23 protein-coding genes are annotated in these 25,048 nt (G+C 65.5%); 6 read left to right on the top strand and 17 right to left on the bottom strand.

From position 1 onward, the window contains the following. Nucleotides 1-118: 118 nt before the first annotated feature. The 11 genes from hemL to hemE form a co-directional block, all read right to left on the bottom strand. On the bottom strand, nt 119-1,492 hold the full coding sequence (gene hemL, locus CXY72_RS16855) for a glutamate-1-semialdehyde 2,1-aminomutase (protein WP_233197909.1): 1,374 nt from the start codon (nt 1,490-1,492) through the stop codon (nt 119-121). Further along, nucleotides 1,489-2,472, bottom strand: coding sequence for a porphobilinogen synthase (gene hemB, locus CXY72_RS16850; protein ID WP_104128815.1), 984 nt, complete (start codon nt 2,470-2,472; stop codon nt 1,489-1,491). The genes hemL and hemB overlap by 4 nt, the downstream gene beginning before the upstream one ends. Nucleotides 2,473-2,529: 57 nt before the next feature. Further along, nucleotides 2,530-3,318 (bottom strand): uroporphyrinogen-III synthase, encoded by a 789-nt coding sequence (locus tag CXY72_RS16845; protein WP_104128814.1) that lies wholly within the window; start codon nt 3,316-3,318, stop codon nt 2,530-2,532. 4 nt (nt 3,319-3,322) lie between these two features. Beyond that, on the bottom strand, nt 3,323-4,276 hold the full coding sequence (gene hemC, locus CXY72_RS16840) for a hydroxymethylbilane synthase (RefSeq protein WP_104128813.1): 954 nt from the start codon (nt 4,274-4,276) through the stop codon (nt 3,323-3,325). Next, nucleotides 4,273-5,397, bottom strand: coding sequence for a ferrochelatase (locus CXY72_RS16835; RefSeq protein ID WP_104128812.1), 1,125 nt, complete (start codon nt 5,395-5,397; stop codon nt 4,273-4,275). The genes hemC and CXY72_RS16835 overlap by 4 nt, the downstream gene beginning before the upstream one ends. Continuing rightward, nucleotides 5,397-6,149 carry a hydrogen peroxide-dependent heme synthase gene (gene hemQ / locus CXY72_RS16830; protein WP_104128811.1) on the bottom strand — a complete coding sequence of 251 codons (753 nt, stop codon included), beginning with the start codon at nt 6,147-6,149 and terminating at the stop codon, nt 5,397-5,399. Before hemQ ends, CXY72_RS16835 begins: the two co-directional genes overlap by 1 nt. An 84-nt stretch (nt 6,150-6,233) precedes the next feature. Next, complete coding sequence (locus CXY72_RS16825; protein ID WP_233197908.1) at nt 6,234-6,527, bottom strand: DUF3618 domain-containing protein; 294 nt, start codon at nt 6,525-6,527, stop codon at nt 6,234-6,236. Then, nucleotides 6,514-6,933, bottom strand: coding sequence for a phage holin family protein (locus tag CXY72_RS16820; protein WP_104128810.1), 420 nt, complete (start codon nt 6,931-6,933; stop codon nt 6,514-6,516). The genes CXY72_RS16825 and CXY72_RS16820 overlap by 14 nt, the downstream gene beginning before the upstream one ends. Before the next feature lie 66 nt (nt 6,934-6,999). After that, nucleotides 7,000-7,374 (bottom strand): hypothetical protein, encoded by a 375-nt coding sequence (locus tag CXY72_RS16815; RefSeq protein WP_104128809.1) that lies wholly within the window; start codon nt 7,372-7,374, stop codon nt 7,000-7,002. A 114-nt stretch (nt 7,375-7,488) separates the two neighbouring features. Beyond that, the gene (locus CXY72_RS16810) at nt 7,489-9,042 is read right to left on the bottom strand and encodes an NAD(P)/FAD-dependent oxidoreductase (RefSeq protein ID WP_104128808.1); all 1,554 of its coding nucleotides are present in this window, start codon (nt 9,040-9,042) and stop codon (nt 7,489-7,491) included. A gap of 10 nt (nt 9,043-9,052) precedes the next feature. Next, nucleotides 9,053-10,174 carry a uroporphyrinogen decarboxylase gene (gene hemE / locus CXY72_RS16805; protein WP_104128906.1) on the bottom strand — a complete coding sequence of 374 codons (1,122 nt, stop codon included), beginning with the start codon at nt 10,172-10,174 and terminating at the stop codon, nt 9,053-9,055. Between the two features lie 72 nt (nt 10,175-10,246). On the opposite strand from hemE, the gene CXY72_RS16800 reads away from it, so the two are divergent. After that, nucleotides 10,247-11,620 (top strand): glutamyl-tRNA reductase, encoded by a 1,374-nt coding sequence (locus CXY72_RS16800; protein ID WP_104128807.1) that lies wholly within the window; start codon nt 10,247-10,249, stop codon nt 11,618-11,620. On the opposite strand, the gene CXY72_RS16795 is transcribed toward CXY72_RS16800, so the two are convergent. Both CXY72_RS16795 and CXY72_RS16790 read right to left on the bottom strand, forming a co-directional pair. Continuing rightward, nucleotides 11,617-12,657, bottom strand: a complete 1,041-nt coding sequence (locus CXY72_RS16795; protein WP_104128806.1) for an alcohol dehydrogenase catalytic domain-containing protein — start codon at nt 12,655-12,657, stop codon at nt 11,617-11,619. The two genes, CXY72_RS16800 and CXY72_RS16795, sit on opposite strands and share 4 nt — an antisense overlap. A 46-nt stretch (nt 12,658-12,703) precedes the next feature. Further along, a complete protein-coding gene (locus CXY72_RS16790) occupies nt 12,704-14,089 on the bottom strand; it encodes a glycine--tRNA ligase (RefSeq protein ID WP_104128805.1) in 1,386 nt (461 codons plus the stop codon). 163 nt (nt 14,090-14,252) lie between these two features. Between CXY72_RS16790 and CXY72_RS16785 the strand changes: the two genes are divergently transcribed. The 4 genes from CXY72_RS16785 (at nt 14,253) to CXY72_RS20250 (ending at nt 17,766) form a co-directional block, all read left to right on the top strand. Continuing rightward, nucleotides 14,253-16,538, top strand: a complete 2,286-nt coding sequence (locus CXY72_RS16785; protein WP_233197907.1) for a carbon starvation CstA family protein — start codon at nt 14,253-14,255, stop codon at nt 16,536-16,538. Beyond that, on the top strand, nt 16,538-16,765 hold the full coding sequence (locus CXY72_RS16780; RefSeq protein ID WP_104128804.1) for a YbdD/YjiX family protein: 228 nt from the start codon (nt 16,538-16,540) through the stop codon (nt 16,763-16,765). Before CXY72_RS16785 ends, CXY72_RS16780 begins: the two co-directional genes overlap by 1 nt. Before the next feature lie 102 nt (nt 16,766-16,867). Continuing rightward, nucleotides 16,868-17,449 carry a hypothetical protein gene (locus tag CXY72_RS20255; protein ID WP_233197906.1) on the top strand — a complete coding sequence of 194 codons (582 nt, stop codon included), beginning with the start codon at nt 16,868-16,870 and terminating at the stop codon, nt 17,447-17,449. Next, the gene (locus CXY72_RS20250; RefSeq protein ID WP_233197905.1) at nt 17,449-17,766 is read left to right on the top strand and encodes a hypothetical protein; all 318 of its coding nucleotides are present in this window, start codon (nt 17,449-17,451) and stop codon (nt 17,764-17,766) included. The genes CXY72_RS20255 and CXY72_RS20250 overlap by 1 nt, the downstream gene beginning before the upstream one ends. Nucleotides 17,767-17,776: 10 nt before the next feature. Here CXY72_RS20250 and xylB read toward each other — a convergent pair whose 3' ends face one another. The 4 genes from xylB to CXY72_RS16750 all read right to left on the bottom strand — a co-directional run bounded on the left by xylB (nt 17,777) and on the right by CXY72_RS16750 (nt 23,475). After that, nucleotides 17,777-19,180 (bottom strand): xylulokinase, encoded by a 1,404-nt coding sequence (gene xylB, locus CXY72_RS16770; RefSeq protein ID WP_104128904.1) that lies wholly within the window; start codon nt 19,178-19,180, stop codon nt 17,777-17,779. A gap of 319 nt (nt 19,181-19,499) precedes the next feature. Then, nucleotides 19,500-20,393: a 3-hydroxyisobutyrate dehydrogenase gene (gene mmsB / locus CXY72_RS16760; RefSeq protein WP_104128803.1), complete on the bottom strand. Its 894-nt coding sequence runs from the start codon at nt 20,391-20,393 to the stop codon at nt 19,500-19,502. A gap of 71 nt (nt 20,394-20,464) precedes the next feature. Further along, the gene (locus CXY72_RS16755) at nt 20,465-21,412 is read right to left on the bottom strand and encodes a serine hydrolase (RefSeq protein ID WP_233197904.1); all 948 of its coding nucleotides are present in this window, start codon (nt 21,410-21,412) and stop codon (nt 20,465-20,467) included. Nucleotides 21,413-21,510: 98 nt separating this feature from the next. Continuing rightward, on the bottom strand, nt 21,511-23,475 hold the full coding sequence (locus CXY72_RS16750) for a M13 family metallopeptidase (RefSeq protein WP_104128801.1): 1,965 nt from the start codon (nt 23,473-23,475) through the stop codon (nt 21,511-21,513). 428 nt (nt 23,476-23,903) lie between these two features. Between CXY72_RS16750 and CXY72_RS16745 the strand changes: the two genes are divergently transcribed. Continuing rightward, a complete protein-coding gene (locus CXY72_RS16745) occupies nt 23,904-24,971 on the top strand; it encodes an extracellular solute-binding protein (RefSeq protein WP_104128800.1) in 1,068 nt (355 codons plus the stop codon). The last annotated feature ends 77 nt before the right edge of the window (nt 24,972-25,048 follow it).

The raw sequence follows: 25,048 nt of genomic DNA, 5'->3' as shown, positions 1-25,048 counted from the left end.
GCCCGGTCAGGGCTTCAAATCTGTTGTTTGAATCTCACAAAGCAGTAACGTCCCAGCGCAGGATCTCTCCAACGGCAGTGGATGTGCTCACTCGGTTACGCTCATCCGCTTGCCCGAGTCAGCCCCGCGGCGTCGCGGCAGCGGCGGCCTTCGCCGCAGCGGGCAGTGCCTCGAAGATGCGTCCGATGGCGCTCTGGTCGTGCGCATCGGAGACGAACCAGGCCTCGAACACGCTCGGCGGCAGCGACACGCCACCATCGAGCATGGCGTGGAAGAACGGTGCGTAGCGAAAAGCCTCCTGGCGCTGCACGTCGGCGTAGGTGCGCGGGGCCGACCTCTGTGCCTCGTCGCCGAACACGAAGCTGAACAGGTTACCGGCCCGTTGCACCCGGTGGGCAACACCCTCGGCGGTGAGCGAGGCCGAAACGGCCTCGGAGAGGATTATGGCGGTGGCGTTGAGACGGTCATACACGCCCTCGTCGAGCAGGTTGAGGGTTGCGATGCCCGCGGCGACGGCCACCGGGTTCCCCGACAGCGTGCCCGCTTGGTAGACCGGGCCGGTCGGTGCGAGATAGTCCATCACATCGGCTCGGCCGCCGAGCGCGGCAACGGGCAGTCCGCCGCCGATGATCTTGCCGAACGTGAGCAGGTCGGGCGTGTAGAACTCTTCACCGGCCGACTCCAGGCTGCTGGTCTCCAGCCCCCAGAAACCCGCGCGGCTCACCCGAAAACCGGTGAGCACCTCGTCGAGGATCAACAGGGCACCGTTCGCATGCGCAATCGAGGCCAAGGCCGCGTTAAAGCCAGCGTCCGGGGCGACAACTCCCATGTTGGCGGCCGCGGCCTCGGTGATGATGGCGGCAATACGGCCAGGGTGAGCCTCGAAAGCGGCCCGCACAGCCTCTAGATCGTTGTACGGCAGCACGAGGCTTTGCGCGGCGGTGGCTGCGGTAACGCCGGCCGAACCGGGCAGGGCAAGCGTGGCGAGCCCGGAGCCAGCCTGGGCGAGCAGGCCGTCGGAGTGGCCGTGGTAGTGCCCGGCGAACTTGATCAGCAGGTCACGATTGGTGAAGCCGCGGGCCAGGCGGATGGCGGTCATGGTCGCCTCTGTACCGGTCGAGACGAGGCGCAGCTTTTCGACCGCGCCGACCCGTTCGGCGACGAGTTCGGCAAGTTCGGTCTCGGCCGGAGTCGAAGCGCCAAAGGAGAGCCCGAGCGCGGCAGCATCCTGCACGGCCTTCACGACCTCGGGATGAGCGTGCCCCAGAATTGCCGGGCCCCAGGAATTGACGAGGTCGACATACTCTCGGCCGTCGGAGTCCGTGACGTAGGCGCCAGCAGCCTTGACCAGAAATAGCGGAGTGCCGCCGACCGAGCCGAAGGCACGCACCGGCGAGTTGACTCCCCCGGGAATCACCCGGCGGGCACGGTCGAAGAGTTCGTCGTTGTGGGTGGCGACGTGCTCAACCGGAGTTGACATCGTGTCGGTCATGCGCGCTCCTCCTTGAGCCAGGTGGCTAGTTCAACGGCCCAATAGGTGAGTACGGCATCGGCACCGGCCCGGCGGATGCTCAACACCGACTCTTCGACGGCACGGCGACGGTCGATCCAGCCCTGCGCGGCAGCGGCTTCGATCATGGCATATTCGCCGGACACTTGATATGCCCAAACGGGAATATTACTCATGGCGGCAACGGCGGCGAGCACGTCGAGGTAGCCGCCAGCCGGCTTGACCATGACGATGTCGGCGCCCTCGTCGATATCGAGCTGCGCTTCACGCACGCCCTCCCGCCGGTTGGCCGGGTCGAGCTGGTAGGTGCGGCGGTCACCGACCAGGGTCGAAGCGACAGCTTCACGGAACGGACCATAGAATGCGGAGGCGTATTTGGCCGAGTAGGCGAGCACGGCGGTGTCTTCGAAACCGTTGACGTCGAGGGTTTCGCGCACGGCGGCGACCTGGCCGTCCATCATGCCGGACAGGCCAAGCAGCGCCGAACCGGCCGTGGCTTGGGCGAGGGCCATATCGCGGTAGCGTTCGAGGGTGGCGTCGTTGTCGACGTGGCCATCGGCCGCGAGCACGCCGCAGTGACCGTGGTCGGTGAATTCATCGAGGCACAGGTCGGTCTGCACGACGAGTGCGTCGCCGATCTCGTCGACGAGAGCGCGAGTGGCGACATTGAGAATGCCCTTGGGGTCGGTCGCACCGGTTCCGATCGCATCACGCACCTCGGGTACCCCGAACAGCATGATGCCTCCGATTCCGGCCTCCGCCGCCTCCACAACGGCCCGGCGTGCACTGTCGATGCTGTGCTGCATAACGCCGGGCATCGACGTGATCGGGCGCGCATCAGCGCCTTCACGCACGAACATGGGGAGCACGAGCTCGGCCGGGTGGACACGAATTTCACTGGCCAGACTTCGAAGTGCGCCGCTGGTGCGCAAGCGTCGTGGGCGAATAACGGGGTTGGTCACTCCTGTACCCTACGCCGCTCGGCTGTGCGTTTCGTTATCCGGTCGTGACCTGCATGATCAGAGCGCCGGTGCGGCTCCGGCCAGTGCTGTATCGATGAGTGCCTCGATGAGGGACTCCGCGCTGCGTTCAGAGGCGACCACGTCAACGCGCAGTCCGAGAGCCCGGGAGTCTTTGGCGGTCTGCGGACCGATGCACGCTACCAGGGTGCGTTCGGGAATGTCTCCAAACTGTTCGCGCACCTGACGTGCAACGCTACCGCTGGTCACGAGTACGGCGTGCACGAGACCGGCTTTGACGTCGGCGACAACCTGGTCGCTGACCGGAACTCCGATGGTGCGGTAGGCGACGACCGACTCGACGTCATGGCCAATGCGGCGCAGTCCCTCACTGAGCAACGGCTTGGCGATCTCACTGCGTAGTGTCAGCACGCGCAGCGGGATGACGCCAGCGGTGGCCGTCTCCCATTCCTCCAGCAGGCCGCGGGCTGAATTATCTTCGGAGGGAACGATGTCTACGTGGTAGCCGGCCGCGACGAGCGCGGCGGCGGTGGTTTCACCGACCGCGGCAATACGGGTTCCCGGCGCCACCACGGCGCGGTGCGACGACAGGACGTCGACGGTCGTCGCGCTCGTGATGGTCATCCAGTCGAAGTCGCCGGCGGCGAGACGGGCCAGCGCCGCGTCGAGGGCCGGGGCGTCGTCGGTTGCGGCGAAATTGATCATGGGAGCGACGATTGGATGCGCGCCCTTGGCGCGCAGGTTGGCTGCCACCTGGTCACCCCAGGGTCCGCCGCGCGGAACGAGAACTCGCCAGCCCGTGAGGGGCTTGGTCAGTCGATTGATCACGTGGTCACTCAGTCACTTTCAGGGGAGCGAACTCGGCCGCACCACCGGCCAGAAGATCTATGGATACTCGTTCGGCCACGTCGAGCGCGGCTTGGGTGAGGTGGAGGGCAGAGTGGGAATCGGGCGTTGCCGCGTGCGAGCTGGTGATCCTGCGCGAGCCGTCCGGGCTGTACACGGTGGCGGTGAGAAACAGCAAGCCATCGTCGATGACCGCGGTCGCACCGATCGGTGCGGCGCAGCCGGCCTCGAGGCGGGCCAGTACCGTGCGTTCGGCAGTGATCGTCGCCTCGGTCGAGGAATGGTTCATGGTCGCCAGCGCCACGCCCAGCAGGCGATCGGGTTTGCCATCGCGCACTTCGATCGCGAGCGCGCCCTGGCCGGGGGCGGTCGGCCAGTCGGACAGATCGAGAAATTCCGGCGCCAGGGAATCGAGGCGGCCGAGGCGGCCGAGTCCGGCAGCAGCCAGAACGACGGCGTCGAGGTCCCCCTCGGCGACGCGCCCGACGCGGGTGTCGATGTTGCCGCGAATGTCCACGATCGTGAGGTCAGGCCGACGCTCACGCAGCTGCGCGACCCGGCGAGGCGAACCGGTGCCGACTCGGGCACCCTCAGGCAGGGTGTCCAGAGTGAGGCCGGCTCGTGCCACCAGCACGTCCCGGGCATCCGCTCTCTTCGGCGTTGCACCGATGCGCAAGCCAGGGTGAGGCGCGGTCGGGAGGTCCTTGAAGGAATGCACGATGACGTCGCACTCGTCGTTCAGCAGGGCTTCGCGCAGGGCGCTCGCGAAGACACCGGTACCGCCGAGGCTCGAGAGCGGCTCGGTCGAAGTGTCACCGTGCGTGGTGACGCGCACGATTTCCACCTCGACACCAGCCGAAGCCGCGATGCGGTTGACGATCGTCTGGGTCTGCGCGAGCGCAAGAGCGCTCGCGCGGGTACCCACGCGGATCACGGTCATGGCGCCATTCCCGCGACGGCCGGCTTGAAGCCCAGTCGCACGTTTTCGCAGCAGCCGGGGCGGCACACGTCGTACCAGGGGCCGAGCGTGGTCTTCGCCGGGCGATCTTCAACCGCGGTATCGTTCAGACGTTCCTCGATCAGGTCGACGAGGCCGTTCACGAAATCGGGCGAGACCCCGGGGGTCGGCACCCGCACGGCGTGGATCCCGAACTTCTCGCTGGTCTCCATCGCCTCGTTGTCGAGGTCCCACATGACCTCCATGTGGTCGCTCACGAAACCGAGCGGCACGATGATGACGGCACGGATGCCGCGGGCCGGCAGCAGGGCGATCGCATCGTTAATGTCAGGCTCGAGCCACGGCATGCTGGGTGGGCCGCTGCGGGACTGGTAGACGAGCTGCCACTGGGTCTTCAGCGGCGCCTCGGTAGCGTCCGGTTCCACGAGGGAGTCCATGATGACCTGGGCGACGGCGCGGTGCTGCGCTTCATAGGCGCCACCCTCGCCGAAACCACGCTCTGCCGGCCCGCTCTTGTTGGCATCCGTCATGGGGATCGAGTGAGTTGAGAACAGAATCTCGACCTCGGTGTCCACATCGATGCCGGGGATGGCTCGTTGAACGTCCTGCAGGCCCTTGGTCACACCGGTGATGAAGGGGGTGACAAAGCCGGGGTGGTCGAAGAACTGACGAATCTTGTCGATGTGCACCGTGTCGTTCAGGCCGTTGGCGGTCAGTGCTGCGGCGAAGTCTTCACGGTACTGGCGGCATCCGCTGTAGGAGCTGTAGGCGCTTGTCGCGATCGCGAGCAGACGATTTTGGCCGGCGTTATGGGCGTCCGAAATTGTATCTTTCAGGTATGGCGCCCAGTTGCGGTTGCCCCAGATCACGGGCAGGTCGATGCCGCGACGGGTGAGTTCGACCTGAAGCGCAGCTTTCAGCACGCGGTTCTGGTCGTTGATCGGGCTGACGCCACCGAAGTGGCGATAGTGGGTCGCAACCTCCTCGAGGCGTTCCTCGGGGATTCCGCGGCCTCCGGTCACATTGCGCAGAAACGGAATCACGTCGTCCTGGCCTTCTGGTCCGCCGAAACCGGCCAACAGAACGGCGTCATACTGTGCCATTACTGCAGCACCTCGACGACCTCGGCGGTCGAGATTCTCCGTCCGGTGTAGAACGGGATCTCCTCGCGTACGTGGCGGCGCGCTTCGGTCTCACGCAGGCCCCTCATCAGATCGACCAACTCGGTGAGTTCGTCACTCTCGATCGGCAGCAACCACTCGTAGTCGCCGAGGGCGAAGGCCGAGACGGTGTTGGCGAGGGCTCCGCGGAAGGCGGCGCCCTTGCGTCCGTGGTCGGCGAGCATCTTGCTGCGCTCCTCGTCGGGCAGCAGGTACCACTCAAAGCTGCGCACGAATGGGTAAATCGTGAGCCAGGCCTTGGGCTCTACGCCGCGGAGGAATCCGGGCACGTGGCTCTTGTTGAACTCGGCTTCGCGGTGCACGCCCATGGCGTTCCAGGTGGGCAGCAGGCTTTTAAGCAGACGGCTGCGGCGCAACTCACGGTTGGCCCATTGCAGCGTCTCAGCCTCGTCGGCGTGGGTCCAGATCATGACGTCGGCGTCGGCTTTCAAGCCGGAGACGTCGTAGAAGCCGCGTACGGTGACGCCCTCGGCTTCGATCAGGGCAACCACGTCATCGAGCTCGTTGACCGCGTGCGGAACATCGCGGCCATCGAGGTCATCTGGGTTTTGCGGATCTTTTCGCAGAACGGTAAAGAGAGTGAAACCTTGCGGCGAGGCCGCGGGTACCTCGGAATCGATGGGGGGGGTGGGCTGAACGCTGGTTACTGCCTCTCCGGCAGCCGGGTGAGTCATGGCTCTAGTGTGCTCTTTATTGCGCCCGGCACCAAAATGAACCCTGCGATTCCTGTGAACCGACCCGGCTTGGTTTGATCGGAACTAGCGGTTCTTAGCTACCGCGGAAGCACCGAACCAGACGATAACGCCGACAGCGGTGGCCGCACCCAACGCAATTCCCATGAGGGCGGCCGGGCTGTCCTCGCCGAGCTGGCGCAGGGCATGGGTCAGGCGACGGCGATTGATGCGCAGCTGCTTGGGCACATTGAACTTGTACTCGATGGCATCCAGGGTCGAAGCGAGCTCGGCGCGCGCGTGCCGCGCTTCGGCGCGCAGATCACCGATGCCGCGCTTGTCGCCGCCAGCCCCGGTGAGCTCGAGGTTATTTGTGGTCATATTCGCCAACTCCCTTGAACGCATCAACGTCGTGACGGATGCTCGCGTGCACACCCTCCGGATCGGGTTTCGTAGCCGCCTTCACCCGGCTGACTCCGATGAGCAGAAGGATGACGGCGATGAGCACCAGCGCGACCGCCACGATGAGTGTGGCGAGCCACAGCGGCAGTACCAGGGCCAGGGCGATCACGGCCAGGGCGACGAACACCCCGAGGGCGAAAAAGAGGATAGCAGCGGCCACGATGAAGAGGGCGGCACCGACCCCGAAGTTCTTGGCCTTGGCGGCGAACTCGGCCTTGAAGGCGTCCAGTTCGGCTTTGACGAGGGCGCTGATCTGACCGGGCAGCTCCCCGATCAGTGCGAGCAACGGGCGCTTGCTCTTCGGGTTGAATCCACTGCTAGTCACGGATTGCCTTCCCTGTGCTCGGGTATCGGTGTTTCAGATGTCTGAATTCTACGAGCTGTTGCGCGCTTACTGCGCCGCGGAATCGTCGCCCGTCGTGGGGGTCGCCGTGGGCTTGGGCTGTGCTGCGGTAGTGCGGCTCGTGGTGGTGCTGGCCTTCGCTGCCGGCGTCGCGGCGGCGGTCTTCGTTTTGCTGGCGGCCTGCTTCTTCTTCGCCGCAGCCTGCGAGACAGCTTTTTTACCGACCTTGTACAGGTTGACGGGAATGTCGCCGACCAGTTCGAGGGCGGCATCACGCACCTCAGTCACCCGGCGCTGCACGGGTTTGGCGTTCCAGAGATCATTGGCAGCGGCGGCGATCTGGTCATAGCGTTTACGGCCAGCGCGTGCACCGAGCACATAGCCGACGAGTCCGCCCGTGATGAACAGAAGCTTTCCGCGCATTGAGTCTCCACTTTCGTAAGGTCCCCCCAGAGTAACCCGGTTCGCCGTTTCGGTCTCAGGCGCCCGGGCATGTCCCCGTGCGATCGTCCCAATACAGGAAGTGCACAGTTTCGGTTAGAGCTCGGGAGCGGTGATAGTAAGGCCGAGGGCGGCGTGCCGAATTCGGTCGCCAGCCTGGAGTGCATGCGGAATGACGGAGGCAAGTCCAGTTCCGGCCAACCAGGCTCCGGTGATCTCCAGCCCGGGGGTTGCGGCGACGGCCTCGCGCACCCGCTGCGTACGTTCGGGCGCACCGAGAGTGGCAGGCGACAGGGCGTCGCGCCACTCGGTGCGGGCAAAGGCTCGCACGCAACCGGCCGGCAGAGGAACGCCGAGTAGCGCAGATGCGTCGTGCAGCGCGAGGGCCTGGAGTTCATCGTCGGTCAGGTCGTCGGTCGGGTTCGGCGCTCCTGCCCGCCCGTAAGAGAGGCGCACGACATGGCGGCCGGGGCCGGCGGCTTCGGCGACCCAGGCCCATTTTGCTGTGACGTGGGTAAGTGCCTTCGCGGTGACGTCGGGAGCATCAATCGACACGAGCACACCGGTGCCGCGCGGGTGCACATCGAGTGCGGGTGCGTCGAGCACGAGCGAGGTGAGGGTGACGGCGGTCGGGGCCGGCCAGTCGAGTTCGGCGAGCGCGTCGAACCGGGCGCCGAGCGAATTGACCAGTCGCAGGGCCTGCGCCCCCTGGGTTGCGACGATGACATACCGGGCGGTGAGGGTGTCGGTCGTGGGCTCAGCCTGTGCAGCGTCTTGGCCGGCGGGAGCGGCGGGGTCGGCATCCGCTCGCCGGCTGACGGTGACGGCCCAGGTGGGCTTGTTGTCGGTGCCGGAATGAGCCAGGCTCCGCGCCGTGGTGCCGGTGACAATGGTCACGTTGTGGTGTTCGAGGGCGGCAACGATGGCGGCGGGCAGGCGGGCCATGCCGCCGAGCAGTCCGCCCACGTTGGAACCGGCGGGCGCGCCGGATCTCAGGGCCGAGACGGCCCCGGAGAGCGAGCCGGCCGTGGTGAGGGCTCGGTTGAGTCCGGGGGCGACAACGTCGATTTCGAGGTCGACGGCGCTCGTCGTGTAGACGCCGGATGCGACGGGTTCGACAAGGCGGTCGAGCACACGCTGACCCATGCGCTTTTTCACGAGGTCGCCGAGGCTGTGCTCTCGGCCGATGGTGAGCACGGGCATGAGCCGGTCGAGGTAGGCGCGCAGCGACCCCTTCCAGCCGATGACGCGGCGCACGTCGTCGGCAAGCGGGGAGCCCGGAATTCCGAGTACGCCGGCCTTGGGCAACGGAACGCTGACCGAGGCATCCCCTTCGCTGTGGGACTGGACTGGGCAATTCGGTTTGAGAGCGGGAAGGTGCAGCCAGGCGCCGGCGACGTTCGGAACGACGACCTGGTCGGTGAGGCCGAGGTCCTCGATGAATGAGTCCACGGTGCCGCCGCGCACGGCGAAGCTTTCGGCTCCGCTATCGAGGCTGAGTCCGTCGAGAACGTGGCCGGCTACCGGGCCGCCGACGGCATCGGTAGCCTCGATAATGGTGACGCTCAGCCCCACCTGCGCGCATTCACGGGCGGCGACCAGGCCGGCCACTCCGGCGCCAATCACGAGTACGTCGATGGGTGTGGTCATGTTGCTGCTCCTACTCGGCCGCGCTCACGTCGTGCACGAGGCTGACCAGCCGGGTCAATACATCGGGGTCGGTGTCGGGCGGAACGCCGTGGCCCAGGTTGAGTACGTGCGACGGCGCGGTGCGTCCACGTCCGAGCACGTCGCGCACGTGCGCCTCGAGCACCGACCACGGCGCCGCGAGCAGCGCGGGGTCGACGTTGCCTTGCAGAGGGACGGCGCCGCCCAGCCGGCGGTTGGCCTCGTCGAGCGGCACCCGGTAGTCCACGCCCACGACGTCGGCGCCGATGTTGTGCATTTCTTTGAGCAGTTCGCCGGTTCCCACGCCGAAGTGCACGATGGGCACGTTACGGTCGGTCGATTCTTCTCCCTGGCCCGGCACGGTGTAGGTGAGGTCGCGCACGTGGGCGATCGCCGCGGCCGACGCTGGGGCAACGGATGCCGCATAGTCGACCAATGAGAGCGCTCCGGCCCACGAGTCGAACAGTTGGGCGGCACTCGCCCCGGCGAGCACCTGAGCGCGCAGGAACCGGCCGGTGACGTCGGCAGTCCAGGCCATGAGCTTGGCCCAAGCTTCCGGTTGGGCATGCATGAGGGTACGGGCGTGGATGTGATCCTTCGACGGACCGCCCTCGACCAGGTACGCGGCGAGCGTGAAAGGAGCACCGGCGAAGCCGATCAGCGGGGTCGATCCCAGCTGGGAAACCGCCAGCCCAACGGCCGCGCTGATCGGCGCGAGGGCCGTATCGAGCAGGGCGGGATCGAGGGCGGTGAGTTCGTCGACATCCGCTGGCGTGCGCACGGTCTTGCCGAGAACGGGGCCCTTGCCGGCCACGATCGACACGTCGACCCCGACGAGCTTCAACGGCACGACGATGTCGCTGAAGAAGATTCCGGCATCGACCTGGTGCCGACGCACCGGCTGCAGCGAGATTTCGCTTGCTAATTCGGGATCGAGACACACGTCGAGCATGCGCGTTCCGACGCGCAACTCCCGGTATTCAGGTAGCGATCGGCCGGCCTGACGCATGAACCACACCGGCGTCACGGCGGGCCGGGTGCCCTGATAGGCCTGGATCAGGCGGGAATCGGCGGTGAGGCCGGAGGAGAGTGGATGCTGCGCGTCGAGGATCATCTCGATCATTCTCTCAAACATCCCTGGCGTCGTGCGCCGGGAGCGTACAGCATTGAGTCGTAGAATTGCATAGTGCTAATTCTTTTGTCCGCAAGTCATAAAAACTCCACCTTCGATGTGCTGGAGAAATTGTCTGTGGGCGGGGGCTCTTCGGCTACCCGTATGGTGGCACAGCACGGGCCGCTCAGCGGTGCCGTCGTCGTTGCGACCTGCAACCGATTCGAGGCCTACCTCGACCTCAATGAGCCCTACGGCGTGTCGCCTCTTCCCGCCGTCTACGCCGCTATTGAGGCTGTGAGCGCCAGCAGCGGTCTCGACGCAGACCTGCTGCGCGACAATCTCACCCTCGTGCACGGCAACGGCGTCGCCGAACACCTGTTCGCCGTGACGAGCGGCCTCGAATCTGTCGTCGTCGGTGAGGTCGAAATTGCCGGCCAGGTGCGCCGCGCGCTCGAGCAGGCTCGCGCCAACGGCACCACGAGCCCCGAGCTCGAGCGCCTCTTTCAGCGGGCTTCCCAGACATCGCGCGGTGTGAAAAACCGCACCGGAATCGGCTCGGCCGGTCGATCGATCGTGCGCCTTGCCCTCGAACTGGCCGAAAGTCGGGTCAGTGACTGGTCGACTGCTCGTGTGCTCTTGGTCGGCACCGGTCGTTATGCCGGGGCCTCCCTCGCCGCCCTGCGAGACCGCGGAGCCGAGAACGTGCGAGTCTACTCGCCCTCCGGTCGCGCCGTCGGATTTGCAGCGTCACACGGTATCAAGGCCGTTCCCACCGAGGATTTCGCCGCCGAGGTCGCCCGCGCCGACGTGGTCGTCACCTGCACTCTGCGCGATGACCACGTCATCGATGCAGCCCTGATCACCCGCGGGCGCACCGAAATCGGTGTGGACCCGTTCGAGATCGCCGGCGCTACCGCCGACGCCCCGGCCCGCCTGTGCCCGGCCGATACGGGCCCCGCAGCCCCGCCACAGCTCATCATCGACCTGGGCCTGCCCCGCAACGTGGCACCCGATGTCACCCTGGTACCTGGTGTCGAACTGCTCGACCTCGAGACGATCAGCATCCATGCGCCGCTCGAAGAGCTCAATGCCACATCCGATGCCCGCGAGATCGTGGGCAAGGCCGCCCGCAAGTTCTCCGACGTCGCCGAAGAGCAAAGCCTCACCCCGGCCGTCGTCGCTCTGCGCAGCTATGTGTTTGAGCTGCGCGACGCCGAGATCGCCCGGGCTCGCAGCCGCGGCGACTCGAGCGAAGCCACCGAGGCGGCTCTGCGTCACCTGGCCGGTGTACTGCTGCACGCCCCCATGGTTCGTGCCCGCGAACTGGCTCGCGCCGGCGAGCAGGATGCCTACCTCACCGGGTTGGACGCCCTGTTCGGTATCGACGTGACGCTGCCCGCTGTCGGCGCGGAGGATGCCGCCGGCACCGGCGCGATCGCCTCTTAACCCAGCTCGATCAGGGTGACGCCGGCGGGTGCGCCGGAAGTCGGCATAGCGGCAAGGGCTGCGGGCGCTTCGGCCAAGGTGATGCGGCGGCTGATCAGGTCTTGCGGGCGCAGTCGACCGCTTCGCACCAGGTCGAGCAGGGCCGGATAGTCGTGAGCTGGCATGCCGTGGCTGCCGAGCACGGTCAGTTCCCGGGCGATCACCGTGCCCAGCGGCACCCGCGGGTCGTCGGCCAGCAGGCCAATCTGCACGTGCCGCCCACGGGTAGCCAACGAGCGGATGCCGATGGCCACCGTGTTCTCCCGGCCGAGCGCCTCGAGACTCACTTGGGCGCCGTCGGTTGTCAGGGCCCGAATGTGTTCGACCACCTCAGCGTCGCCGAGCCCGGCCGAGTTGACGACGTGCGCTGCCCCGACGCGGGTCGCCGCATCGAGCGCGTCCGCGCTGATATCGACGGCGATGACCATGGCGCCGAGCGCCTGCCCGATCATCACCGCGCTGAGGCCTACTCCACCGCAGCCGATGACCACGAGGGTTTCGCCCGCCTGAAGGGCGGCTTGGTGTACGAGCCCGCGATACGAGGTCGCGAAACGACAGCCGAGCAGCGCCGCGGCGCCCGCGTCGAGGTCGTCGCCGATAGCGATGAGGTTCACGTCGGCGTTGTGCAACGCGACCCGTTCGGCGTAGGAGCCCCAGTGAGTGAAGCCGGGCTGGGTCTGGTTACGGCAGACCTGTCCGTTACCGGCGTCACATTCCGGGCAGTCGCCACAGGCACAGACAAACGGCACGGTCACCCGCTGGCCCACCCGAAACCGGCGAACCAACGGCCCGACCATATCAATCACACCGACCAGCTCGTGACCGGGAACGTGTGGCAGGGCGATGTCGACGTCATGGCCCTGCCAACCGTGCCAGTCACTGCGGCAGAGACCGGTGGCCTCCACCCGCACGATCACACCGGCCGCGCTGAGCTGCGGCTCGGGCACCTCGCGCAGCACCGGAAGAACACCGAACTCTTCGAAATAGACCGCTTTCATGGTCACAGTCTGCACGATGCCCGCCCGGGCATGCGCTTTTGAGGCGTTAGGCGCCGCGCAAGCGCACCGCGAGGTAGGCCTCGAGGTCGACGAGCGGCACACGCTCCTGCGCCATCGTGTCGCGGTCGCGCACGGTAACAGCCTGATCGTCGAGGGAGTCGAAATCGACCGTGATGCAAAACGGGGTACCGATTTCGTCTTGGCGGCGGTAACGACGGCCGATGGCTCCGGCGTCGTCGAAGTCGACATTCCAGAGCTGGCGCAGGTTGGCCGCGAGCTCGCGCGCCATCGGGGACAGCTTCTCGTTGCGCGAGAGGGGCAGGATCGCGGCCTTCACCGGTGACAGGCGTGGGTCGAGCTTGAGCACGGTGCGCTTGTCGACACCGCCCTTGGCGTTCGGAACTTCTTCTTCGACGTAGGCGTCGACCAGGAAAGCCATGAGCGAACGGGTCAGGCCGGCGGCGGGCTCGATCACCCAGGGCGTCCAGCGCTCGTTCTTGGTCTGGTCGAAATACGTCAGGTCTTTGCCGGATGCCTTGGCGTGTGTTGACAGGTCGAAGTCACCACGGTTCGCCACGCCCTCGAGCTCACCGAACTCGGTGCCGGTGAAGCCGAAGCGGTATTCGATGTCGACGGTGCGCTTGGAGTAGTGCGAGAGCTTTTCAGCCGGGTGCTCGAACAGGCGCAGGTTTTCGGGGTTGATGCCGAGATCGGTGTACCACTTCATGCGGGTGTCGATCCAGTACTGGTGCCAAGTCTCATCGGTGCCGGGTTCGACGAAGAATTCCATCTCCATCTGCTCGAACTCGCGGGTGCGAAAGATGAAATTGCCCGGTGTGATCTCGTTGCGAAAGCTCTTGCCGATCTGGCCGATGCCGAACGGCGGCTTCGAGCGTGACGCCTGCAGCACGTTGGCGAAGTTGACGAAGATGCCCTGGGCGGTTTCGGGGCGCAGGTAGTGCATGCCGGCCTCGTCATCGACCGGGCCGAGGTAGGTCTTGAGCAGGCCGGAGAAGGCGCGCGGTTCGGTCCAGATGTGGCGGTTACCACAGTTGGGGCACGCGATGTCATCGAGCCCGTTCTCGGGCGGGCGGCCCTTCTTCTCCTCATACTGCTCTTCGAGGTGGTCGGCGCGAAAACGCTTGTGGCAGCTCGTGCACTCGATCAGCGGGTCGCTGAAGACCTCGACGTGACCGGATGCCTCCCAAACCTGGCGAGGCAGAATCACGGACGAGTCGAGGCCCACGACGTCGTCGCGGCTCGTGACCATGGAACGCCACCACTGCTTCTTGATGTTCTCTTTGAGCTCGACGCCGAGGGGGCCGTAGTCCCAGGCGGAGCGGGAGCCGCCGTAGATCTCACCGGCCTGAAAGACGAAGCCGCGATGACGGGCGAGGGCGATGACGGAATCAAGATGAGTGGGCGTCGCCACGGTGGCTCCAATGGTCGAGGGCGCAAAATTTGGGCGAGTGCCCAAATTTCTATTTTACGTGATCGATCCATGCCCAGTTCCCGCTCGGGGTTTGAGCCATTCTCGCGTCGCGGTAACGTAAAGAAGCAGGTTTACAGCATCTGCCTTGGCTCAAGGAGGAGAAATGGGCGCCGCGTCCACCATGTCAGACGGCACGACCGCAGAACCGACCGCTCTGAAACGGATTCCGCACGACCTCGCCGTCGCCCTGGATCCCGAGGAGCATGACGCCCACGATCGCCAGTGGACACCCCTCAAAATCATCATCTGGTCTGTTATTTCGCTGCTCGGTGGCCTCAGCTGGGTCATGCTCGCCGTGGTGCGCGGCGAGACCGTCAACGCCATCTGGTTCGTCTTCGCTGCGATTTGCACCTATCTCATCGGCTACCGCTTCTACTCGAAGTTCATCGAGAAGCACATCGTTCGCCCCGACGACCGCCGGGCCACGCCGGCCGAGTACAAGGCAGACGGCAAGGACTTTGCCGCCACTGATCGCCGCGTCTTGTTCGGCCACCACTTCGCCGCCATTGCCGGTGCCGGGCCACTGGTCGGCCCCGTACTGGCCGCCCAGCTGGGCTACCTGCCCGGCACCATTTGGATCATCGTCGGTGTCGTACTCGCCGGCGCCGTGCAGGACTACCTCGTGCTGCACTTCTCCATGCGGCGCGGCGGTCGCTCGCTCGGCCAAATGGCTCGCGATGAACTCGGCGTGATCGGTGGCACTGCCGCCCTCATCGCGACCCTGGTGATCATGGTGATCATCGTGGCCATCCTGGCCCTTGTCGTCACGAACGCCCTCGCCGAAAGCCCGTGGGGCGTCTTCTCAGTCGGAATGACCATCCCGATCGCGCTGTTCATGGGCTGCTATCTGCGCTTCTTCCGCCCGGGCAAAATCACCGAGATCTCCATCATCGGCTTCGTGCTGCTCATCGCCGCCATCGTCGGCGGCGGCATGGTCAACGGCACCGAATGGGGCCAGACCTACCTGCTGCTCGACAAGGTGACCATCGCCTGGGGCATCATCATCTACGGCTTCATCGCCGCAATCCTGCCCGTGTGGCTGCTGCTGGCACCGCGCGACTACCTGTCGACCTTCATGAAGATCGGCACGATCGGCATGCTCGCCGTGGCGATCGTCATCATCCGCCCCGAGATCAACGTGCCGGCGGTCAGCGGCTTCGCAACCACCGGCACCGGTCCCGTCGTGGCCGGAACGCTGTTTCCGTTCCTGTTCGTCACGATCGCCTGCGGCGCCCTCAGCGGCTTCCACGCGCTCATCGCCTCGGGCACCACGCCCAAGCTCATTCAGAAGGAACGCCAGACCCGGTTCATCGGCTACGGCGGCATGCTGATGGAGTCGCTGGTGGCCATCATGGCCCTCGTCGCCGCGCTGTCGATCGACCGTGGCATCTACTTCGCCATGAACGCCTCCCCCGCCCTCACGGGCGGCACCGTGCAGGGCGCGGTCGCGTTCGTGAACGGCCTCGGCCTGACCGGCGTGAACCTCACCCCGAGCATGTTGACCGACATGGCCGCCAACGTCGGCGAAGAGTCGATCGTTTCCCGCACCGGCGGCGCTCCCACGCTGGCCGTCGGGCTCTCGCACATCATGCAGCAGCTCATCGGCGGTACATCGATGATGAGTTTCTGGTACCACTTCGCCATCATGTTCGAGGCGCTGTTCATTCTCACCGCAGTGGATGCCGGCACCCGCGTAGCGCGCTTCATGCTGCAGGACAGCCTCGGCAACTTCTTCCCGAAGTTCAAGAACACCTCCTGGCGCCCCGGCGCCTGGGCTGCCACGGCGATCATGGTCGCCGCCTGGGGAGCCGTGCTGCTGATGGGAGTGACCGATCCGCTCGGGGGCATCAACACGCTGTTCCCGCTGTTCGGCATCGCCAACCAGCTGCTCGCGGCCATCGCCCTGGCCGTGTGTATGGCCATTGTCGCCAAACGTGGTCTGTTCAAATACCTCTGGGTGGTGGCACTGCCGCTGGGTTTCGCATCCGTGGTCACCATTTCGGCCTCGTTCCTGAAGATCTTCTCGACCACTCCCGGCATCGGCTACTTCGCCCAGAACCGTGCGTTCGCCAACGCGCTGGCCGCCAGCGAAACGAGCTTCGGCACCGCGCCGAACGTGCTGGCGATGGAGGCGGTCGTGCGCAACACGATGGTGCAGGGTGTGCTGTCGATCATCTTCGTCGTGCTCTCGATCATCGTTATCCTGACCGCGATCCAGGCCACCCTGCGCGCGTACCGCCAGCGCTCAAACGCCACGAGTGAGGATGACGCCGTGCAGTCGCAGACCTATGCCCCGGCCGGGTTCATCATGACCCCGCCCGAAAAGGTGCTGCAGGCGCAGTGGGATGCCCTGCCGGTCGAGAAAAAAATCAAGGTCACGGGCCACTAATGACCCTGTGGGCGGGCGTCCGCACGGGCGCCCGCGGCGTGGTCTGGTACCTCAAAGGCCTCCTCGGCGAGGATGCCTACGAGAAGTACGTGGCGCACCACGCCGCCACCTGCGAAACGGATGCTGCTGGCCTCGACCGCGCGCCACATCCGCTACTCACCGAGCGCGAATTCTGGCGAGACCAGACCGACCGCCAGGATAAGAACCCGCAGGGGCGCTGCTGCTAGCTCCTTCCCGGGCACCTAGTCTGGGGCGATAACGAACGGGGCGGGGCGGAACGCTTCAGCGCGCTCCGCCCCCACCTCGGACGCCTGCCGCCGTGGGGCCTGGTGCTGGTGATCTGGGCGACGTCTCGACTGCTCACAACGACCCTGCTGGCGAGCCTGTTCATCGTCGCGACCCGACTCGACTGGAACTTTGCGAGCCACCGCAGCGACCCGAACTTCTTCACCTTCTCGGGATCGTGGGACAGCTCGTTCTACCGGCAGATCGCACTGCGCGGCTACCCGACCGAACTTCCCACAGACGTAGCTGGCAACGTCCTGCCGAATGCCTGGGCCTTTCTGCCCGTGTTTCCGTGGCTCGTGCGCGGTGTGTCTGCCCTGACCGGTATCGAATTCTACGTCGCCGGAGTGCTCGTGGCCACCCTGCTCGGCGCCCTGGCCGCCCTCGCGCTGTACCGCCTGCTATCACCTCGGGTGGGTGTTCACTCAGCGCTGTGGGCGGTCGCCCTGTTCTGTTTCGGGCCGTTGTCGTTCATTTTGCAGGCGGCCTATGCCGAGAGCCTTTTTAGCCGCTCATTGCTGGCGCTGTCACGGGCGTTCACGACGCCTATCTGGTCACTGAGCTGTCCTGGTGGACCGGCTTCGTCGGTCGGGTTTCGTTCGTTCCGCTCACGCCGTGGTTTCTGATGGCCGGAAAGTACCTGGGCCTGGCCGGCATCGCTCTCGTGCTCGTGCTCGCGGCAGGTTTTGGGTGGTGGTTGTCGCGGCGCGCGCTGTATCCGCTTCGGCCGGAGGTGGTGGCCTACTCGGCTAGCTACGGATTCTATCTGGTGGCAGTGTTCCTGCCGCAGCAGAGCCTGTTTCGCTTGCTGCTGCCGCTCGCGCCGCTGCTCGGTGATCCGGCGATCGCGCGGTCGAAGCCGCTGCGCCGTGGGCTGCTCGTCGGGTCGATCGCGTTGCAGCCGGTCGTCATTGTGCTGCTCTGGTTCATCGGATACCCCTGACGCGCGCCGGTCAAACCCCGTAGATGAGTCCGCGCTGCTCCGCGTAGCGTGCGCGCACGTCGATAGCCCAGTCGCTCATGGCCAAGGGCTCGAGTTCGGCGGCGATCTCGCGCTTCCACAGTGGAAAGTCACCATCGAGCGCCCAGGCGGCCTGCCGGGCAGCCCCGAGGGCCACGTATTCGCCGGGGACTGGTAGCACGACCGGCACACCGAAGACATCCGCGGCAATTTTCTGCACGGCGGGCGACTGCGAGCCACCACCGATCAAAATGACCTGCCGCACCGGCACGCCCTGGCCGCGCAACGAGTCGAGCGCGTCGGCGAGGCTGCAGAGCAGACCCAGAACGGATGCCTGGGCCAGGTTTTCGGGGCGCATATTGGCCCGGCGCATTCCAGTGAGCGAACCGGTGGCATCCGGCAGGTTCGGGGTGCGTTCGCCATCGAGGTAGGGCAGCATGAGCAGGCCGTCAGCGTCGATCGGGGCAGCGAGGGCGAGCGCGCCGAATCGCGCGATGTCGACGCCGAGCAGGCCGGCCGTCGCCACGAGGGTGCGGGCACCGTTGATGGTCGCGAGCAGGGGAAGCTGGCCGCCGGCAGCGTCGGCGAACCCGGCGACCGAGCCGGAGGCATCCACTATGCGGGCAGTAGTGCTGGCGAATACGGTGCCGCTCGTGCCGATTGATACAACAACGTCGCCCTCCTCGGCTCCGAGGCCGAGGGCTGCCGCTGCGTTGTCGCCGGCGCCGGCCGACACGATGACGCCGCGGGGAGTCAGCCCAGCTCGCTCCGAGGGGCCGAGCACGCGCGGTACCCGGGCGGCACGGCCGAGAGCGGCCTCAAGCAGGTCGAGGCGATACTCATTGCTCTGCACCGAGAAATACCCGGTGCCGGAGGCGTCGCTGCGGTCGGTCGTGGCTTCGGCGGGCCGCCCGAGAATGTTCCAGGTGAGCCAGTCGTGCGGCAACATTACCTGCTCGACGCGCGCGGCGAGTTCGGGCCGGTGTTCGTGCAGCCAGGCCAGCTTCGTAATGGTGAACGAGGCGACCGGCACGACACCGACCTCCTCGGCCCACATCGAGGCGCCATACTTCTCGGTGAGCGCTGCAGCCTGCGAGGCGCTGCGCACATCATTCCAGAGCAGGGCGTCATGAACGGGCGTGTCTTCGCGGTCGAGGGCGACCATGCCGTGCTGCTGCGCGCTCACGCCGAGGGCGAGCACATTGCCTGCACCCTCAGCGGCTGCGGTACCGCCGGCTTGCTCGAAAGCCTCCCGCCAGCGCTCGGGGTTGATGCTCGTGCCATCGGGGTGGGGTGCGCTGCGCAGCTGCAACAGCTCTCCGGTGTCGGCGTCGACACTGACTACCTTGCAACTTTGGGTCGAGGAATCTACTCCGACAACCACGCGACGATTCAGTGCCAACGCATCTCCTTTGAAACTTAGGTGTGATCAGCCTAATCGCTAACAGCATCTTCGAGCACCGAAGTCGGCTACCCGCGCAACTCCAGACAGCTAGCGCCCGAGCGGCGCACCGAACAGACGCTGCTCGCGGTAGCGCGGCCTAAACCGGACAGACGAGAACCGCTGCAATCGTGATCACCCGGGTTGCTGGTCATTATGATTCGACCGGGTCCCCCGGCACCCGGTCGCCATTCGCCGGCGATCCAGCCCCGCCTCGAAGCGGGTGAGCAGCGGATGGAGCGTGCCACCCTTGATGGCACCAAAGCCCGCCGCGTCAGGCCAGAGTACCGTCGACCAGTTTCACGATCATGGAGCAGTCCTTACCGCCTTGGCCCTGATCGATCAGGCGCTGGAACAGCTGCTGCACGTGCTGGCCGATCTCCAGCGGTGTGTCGGTGGCAGCGGCAGCGGCGACCGCCAGGCCGATGTCCTTATGGGCGAGGTCGGTCGTAAAAGTCGGCGCGAAGTCGCGGTTCACGGCCGCCGATGGCACCACCCCCGCAATTGGATACCAGGTGCGCAGCGCCCAACTATCGCCCGATGAAACGGATGCGATATCCCAGAACACCTGCGCGTCCAGTCCCAACCGATCCGCCAGCACCGCCCCTTCAGCCGTCGCGGCGAGGCTGATGAACAGCATCAGGTTGTTGCAGATCTTCGCGGCCTGGCCGGTCGTCGCGCCACCGGTCGGAATGATATTCGCGGCCATCGGCTTGATGTATTCGGTGGCGTCGGCGACGGCATCCGCGGCGCCTCCGATCATGAAGGTGAGCGTGCCTTTCTCTGCACCGGTGATGCCGCCGGAGACCGGGGCGTCTACCAGGCGAAAGCCTGCCGCCGCCGCGGCATCGTGCAGGGCCTGGGACGATTCAATGTCGATGGTCGAGGACTCCACGAGCAGGGTTTTCGGGTCGGCGTGGGCAAACACTCCTTCGTCGCCGAAGTACACCGCGCGGGCATGCTCACCCCTGGGCAGTATGGTGAAAACCACTTCGGCGCCTTCTACGGCCTCTTGGATGCTCGTCGCGCGCGTGACGCCGGCGGCCACCGCCGCGTCGAGGGCTTCGACGCTCAGGTCGAAGCCGCGCACGCTGTGCCCGGCCTTCACTAGGTTTGCCGTCATGGGGCCGCCCATGTGGCCCAGCCCAATCCATCCGATGACCGCCATGGCGTAGCTCCTTCGCGTCGGTGACGGGCGTCGATGCCCGGCACCTTTACGATGGCACAACTTACCGCCAGCTAGTGCACGTACTCCAGCAGGTCGGCCCCCACCGAGCGCATGCCGTCGAGCACCGCGAGCCGGGTCATGAGCCGAGCATCGTCGAACAGCATCGACACCGCGTACGTGACGCCGGCCCGCGGACCGCGGAGGATTCCCACCTCGCTGCGAACGCCCGCAGCCGTTCCCGTCTTGTTGACCATGAGCAGACCGTGGTCGCTCTCCCGGTGCGCGAGCGGATCCAGGCCGAAGGCACTGGCCACGAGCGACAGGTCGGTGTTGAGCGACAGCCAGCCGATCACTCGCGCGCTCGTCTCAGCATCCACGATCTCGCCGCGGGCGAGGGACGTGAACAGCCAGGTGAGTTCCTTGGCGCTGCCCACCGAGAGCTGGGGCGCGTCGTCGGGGCCGCGTGTGTCGCGCACCAGATCGAGCAGCGCCGTGCGGCTGAGTCCGAGCTGCTCGGTACGGGCACGCACCGAGTGCAGCCCCACGGCACGGATGAGCACGTTCGTGGCGAGGTTGTCACTCGTCGCGCCAACGAGGGCGGCAAGATCAGCGACACCGAGTCGTGAAATCTGCAGGTGCTGCCAGACCCCGGAATCAGTCACGGCATCCGCGCCGGACCGCTCGAGCATCGTGGCCAGGCCGAATTCGGCGTCGTTCAGGCGCGCCGCCACCTCGATCAGCAGCAGCACCTTGCCAACGCTCGCCGTTGGCATCGACACATGATCGTCGACCGAGAAGAGCACGCGTCCAGTCGAAAGATCGGTTGCCCGGGCCGAGACCTGCACACCGTTGAGGGCGAGTTCGCCGAGACAGGCAAAGCCACGGGCGAAATTCTCGGGCGAATCTGTTGTGCGGTGTTTGCCACCGGGCAGCGCCGCGTGGCGCGAACGGCCAGTCACCGCATCCGCTCGGCTGGAAGCAGCACTGGCGCCGTCGGCGTCACGCCTGGAAACGATCACTCGGTTCGATCCTTTCCTCGGCATACGCCCCGCGTCTGCCTCATCCCCAGCTCAGAAGAGCTTGTTCCTACAGTAACCCCGACGGGGGGACAGTCGCGCTACCAGATGGTGACGCGCTGGTCGGGGGCGAGGTAGAGGGCATCCGCTTCGCCGACCTCGAACGCCTCATAGAACGCGGGAATGTTGCTGACGATCTGGTTGCAGCGAAACTCGTTCGGGGAGTGCGGGTCGATAGCCAGCAAGCGGATGGCCTCAGCGTCGCGCAGTTTCATCTGCCAGGCCTGGGCCCAGGAGAGAAAGAATCGTTCGGCACCGGTGAGTCCGTCGATGACGGGGCTTTCTGCACCGTTCAGCGAGAGCAAGTAGGCCTTCCACGCGATGGAGAGCCCGCCGAGGTCGCCGATGTTCTCGCCGATCGTGAGTGCGCCGTTGACGGTGTGACCGGGGATGGCCTGCGGCGTAAGGCCCTCGAATTGCGCGATGAGCGCGGTCGTGCGCAGCTCGAACGCGGCCTTGTCTTCGGCGGTCCACCAGTCGGTGAGGCGGCCATCGCCATCGTACTTGGAGCCCTGGTCGTCAAAGCCGTGTCCGATCTCGTGGCCGATGACCGCACCGATCGCGCCGTAATTGGCGGCCGGGTCACGCGCATCGTCGAAGAACGGAAACTGCAAGATGGCGGCCGGAAAAACGATTTCGTTGAATCCGGGGTTGTAGTAGGCGTTGATGGTCTGCGGCGTCATGAACCATTCGTCGCGGTCGAGCGGCTTGCCGATCTTGCCGAGCTCGCGTTGAAACTCGAACTCGCCAGCGGCCTTGACGTTGCTGATGAGGTCGTCAGCTGCGATCTCGAGACTGGAATAGTCGCGCCACTTCACCGGGTAGCCGATCTTCGGCGTGAATTTGCGCAGCTTGTCGAGGGCTCTCGTGCGTGTCTCCTCGGTCATCCAGTCGAGGGTGCTGATGCTGTTTTCGTAGGCTTGCACGAGGTTGGCCACGAGCACGTCCATGCTCTCCTTGGCGCTCGGCTTGAAGTGACGCTCCACGTAGATGCGGCCGACGGCCTCACCGAGAGCGCCCTCCACAAGTGAGACGCCGCGCTTCCAGCGGTCACGCAACTGCGGGGTACCGCTCAGGGTGCGCCCGTAGAAGTCGAAGTTCGCCTCCACGAATTCACCCGACAGGTACGCAGCACTCGAGCGGATGACCTGCCAGCGCAGCCAGTCCTGCCACGATTCGAGGCGGTCGTCTGACAGGGCGGTCGCGAGCCCCGCAATGTAGCTGGGCTCACGCACGACGACCTCCTCGAAGCCGCCGGCTGGGGCGTCGAGGCCCGCCAGCCAGAGGTCGACGTCGGCACCCGCTGCGAGCGCCGAAACCTGGCCCCAGGTGCGCAGGTTGTAGGTTTTCTCGCTGTCGCGGGTGGCTACCTTGTCCCAGTGGTGCGAGGCCAGTTCGGTTTCGAGGTCGAAGACGCGCGCTGCGCGTTCGGCGGCGCCGTAGAAACCAGCGAGGGTGAACATCCGCTCGAGAAAATCCTGATACTTAATGCGAATCTCGGCAAACTTTTCTTCATGGTAATAGGACTCGTCTGGCAAGCCGATACCACCCTGCGCGATGAAGACCAGGTAGCGCTCAGGGTTGCCCGGGTCGTTGTCGACGTAGAGGTGGAAGGCACCGGCGACGCCGCCGCGCTCGAGGCGGCCGAGGGTCGAGAGGAGTTCGGAGATGGTGGTGACCGCGTCGACCGCGGCAAGGTCGTCGCGCAGCGGGGTGGACCCGAGCGCTTCGATGCGCTCTTCGTCGAGAAAGCTCGTGTAGAGGTCGCCGAACTTGCGCTCCAGGCTGCCCTCTGACGCGGCCTGCGCCTCGACGATAATCTCACGCACGGCCTTCTCGGCGTCTTCGGCAAGCATCGTGAAGGAACCCCAGCGGGCCTTGTCGGCGGGGATCTCGCTACGTGCGATCCATTTGCCGTTCACGTGCCGAAAGAGATCGTCTTGTGGGCGCACCTCCGGGTCAAGTTCGTTCTGGTTGATTCCGGATGCACTCGCCAGCTCAGTCATGGCCCCAGCCTATCTGGGCGGAGTCGGTGGAAGCCGAGTGCACGAATCAATATTCGATCCTAAAAACGTTGCCCGCCAACGCAGCATCACTTCGAACAAGTATCTGGGTTCGATTGTTGCGAACGGGACAGCCGAACCGAGTCATGTCTTTCGCGTCGAGAAGGTTGTGCATACTGGCGCCGGCCAAGATGGATATGTCTCTACAGGCCTTCCTGGGCGATCGGAGACACAAAAAGTCGCTTGACATCAACAGGAGCATCCCCTCGGGGGACGCAATTGCACATCACGTGAACAGTGGGCCAAATTTGTGTCATAACGACAGGGTCGGGTGATTTCCAGCCGTAGCGTGGTGTCGTCAATGTCAAAATCACAGGTTTGGCCCGGGGCGACTTTTTTGGGTTATACCGGGCCCGGAAAAGGACAACCAATTGCATAAGCGCACCGTTACCGCGAGTTCCATCGCGTTCGTCTTGTTGAGCACCGTGGCATTGACCTCGTGTAGTGCCGCGACCGATATCGCGGCTTCTGGCGACGCCAGCGGAACGCTCATCGTGTATACGAACTCCAACTCTGATGGGCGTGGCGAGTGGATCACGGAGCAGGCCGCCGCTGCCGGCCTCGATATCGAGATTGTGGGCCTCGGCGGTGCCGACCTCGCCAACCGGATCGTGGCTGAGAAGAATAACCCCGTGGGTGACGTGGTCTTCGGGCTGAACAACATGTTCTTTGAAACGCTCAAGGCCGAGGATGCCGTCTCCGCCTACACGCCGGCCTGGTCCGATGAGGTCGACAGCACCGCCGGCGACACGGAGGACGGCGCATTTTGGCCGTTGGTGGAACAGGCCATCGTTATGGTCTACGACACCAACACGGTCAACGCAGCGGATGTCCCGACCGAGATCGCTGACCTCTGGGACGGTGATCAGCACACCGGTAACTATGAAGTGAACACTGCCCTCGGACAGGCGACGCCACAGCTGATGCTCGCGAGTCTTCTGGCTCCCTATGCGGACGAGGACGGCGACCTGGGTATTTCCGACGAGGGTTGGGACCAGGTGCAGGGGTACTTCGGGCACGGTTCCCCTGCTGTCGAGGGCACCGACCTGTATGCCCGGCTGATCCGCGGTGAGGTCGACTTCGGCGTGATCCCAAGCAGCGGAATCACGAGTCGTGATGCCGAGTACGGCACGGTCACCGGAGTCATCAGCCCCCAAGACGGTGTTCCGTACGTCACGGAGCAGATCGCCGTGATTCACGGCACTCCGCGCCAGGACCGGGCCGAAGAGTTCATCGACTGGTTCGGTAGCTCCGATGTGCAGGGCCAGTTCGCGGCCAAATTCGCCGCTTACCCCGTGAATGAAAAAGCCCGCGTTCAGGCGCTCCCCGCGGTCGTCGAGCTGATCGAATCACTGCCCAAGCAAGACATTGACTGGGCACTGACCCGAGAGCATATCGGCGAGTGGATTGAGAAGACCGAGCTCGGGTACCTACCCTGACGCTCCTCCGCGCCGCCGGACATCGACCTCCATCACCCGCCTCAAGTCGCCGGGTGCAGCTTCGTCAACAGCCGCAC

Origin of the sequence: Cryobacterium sp. Y57, assembly GCF_002929505.1 — a bacterium.
GTDB lineage: Bacteria > Actinomycetota > Actinomycetes > Actinomycetales > Microbacteriaceae > Cryobacterium.
This window is presented reverse-complemented; position numbering and strand designations above follow the sequence as displayed.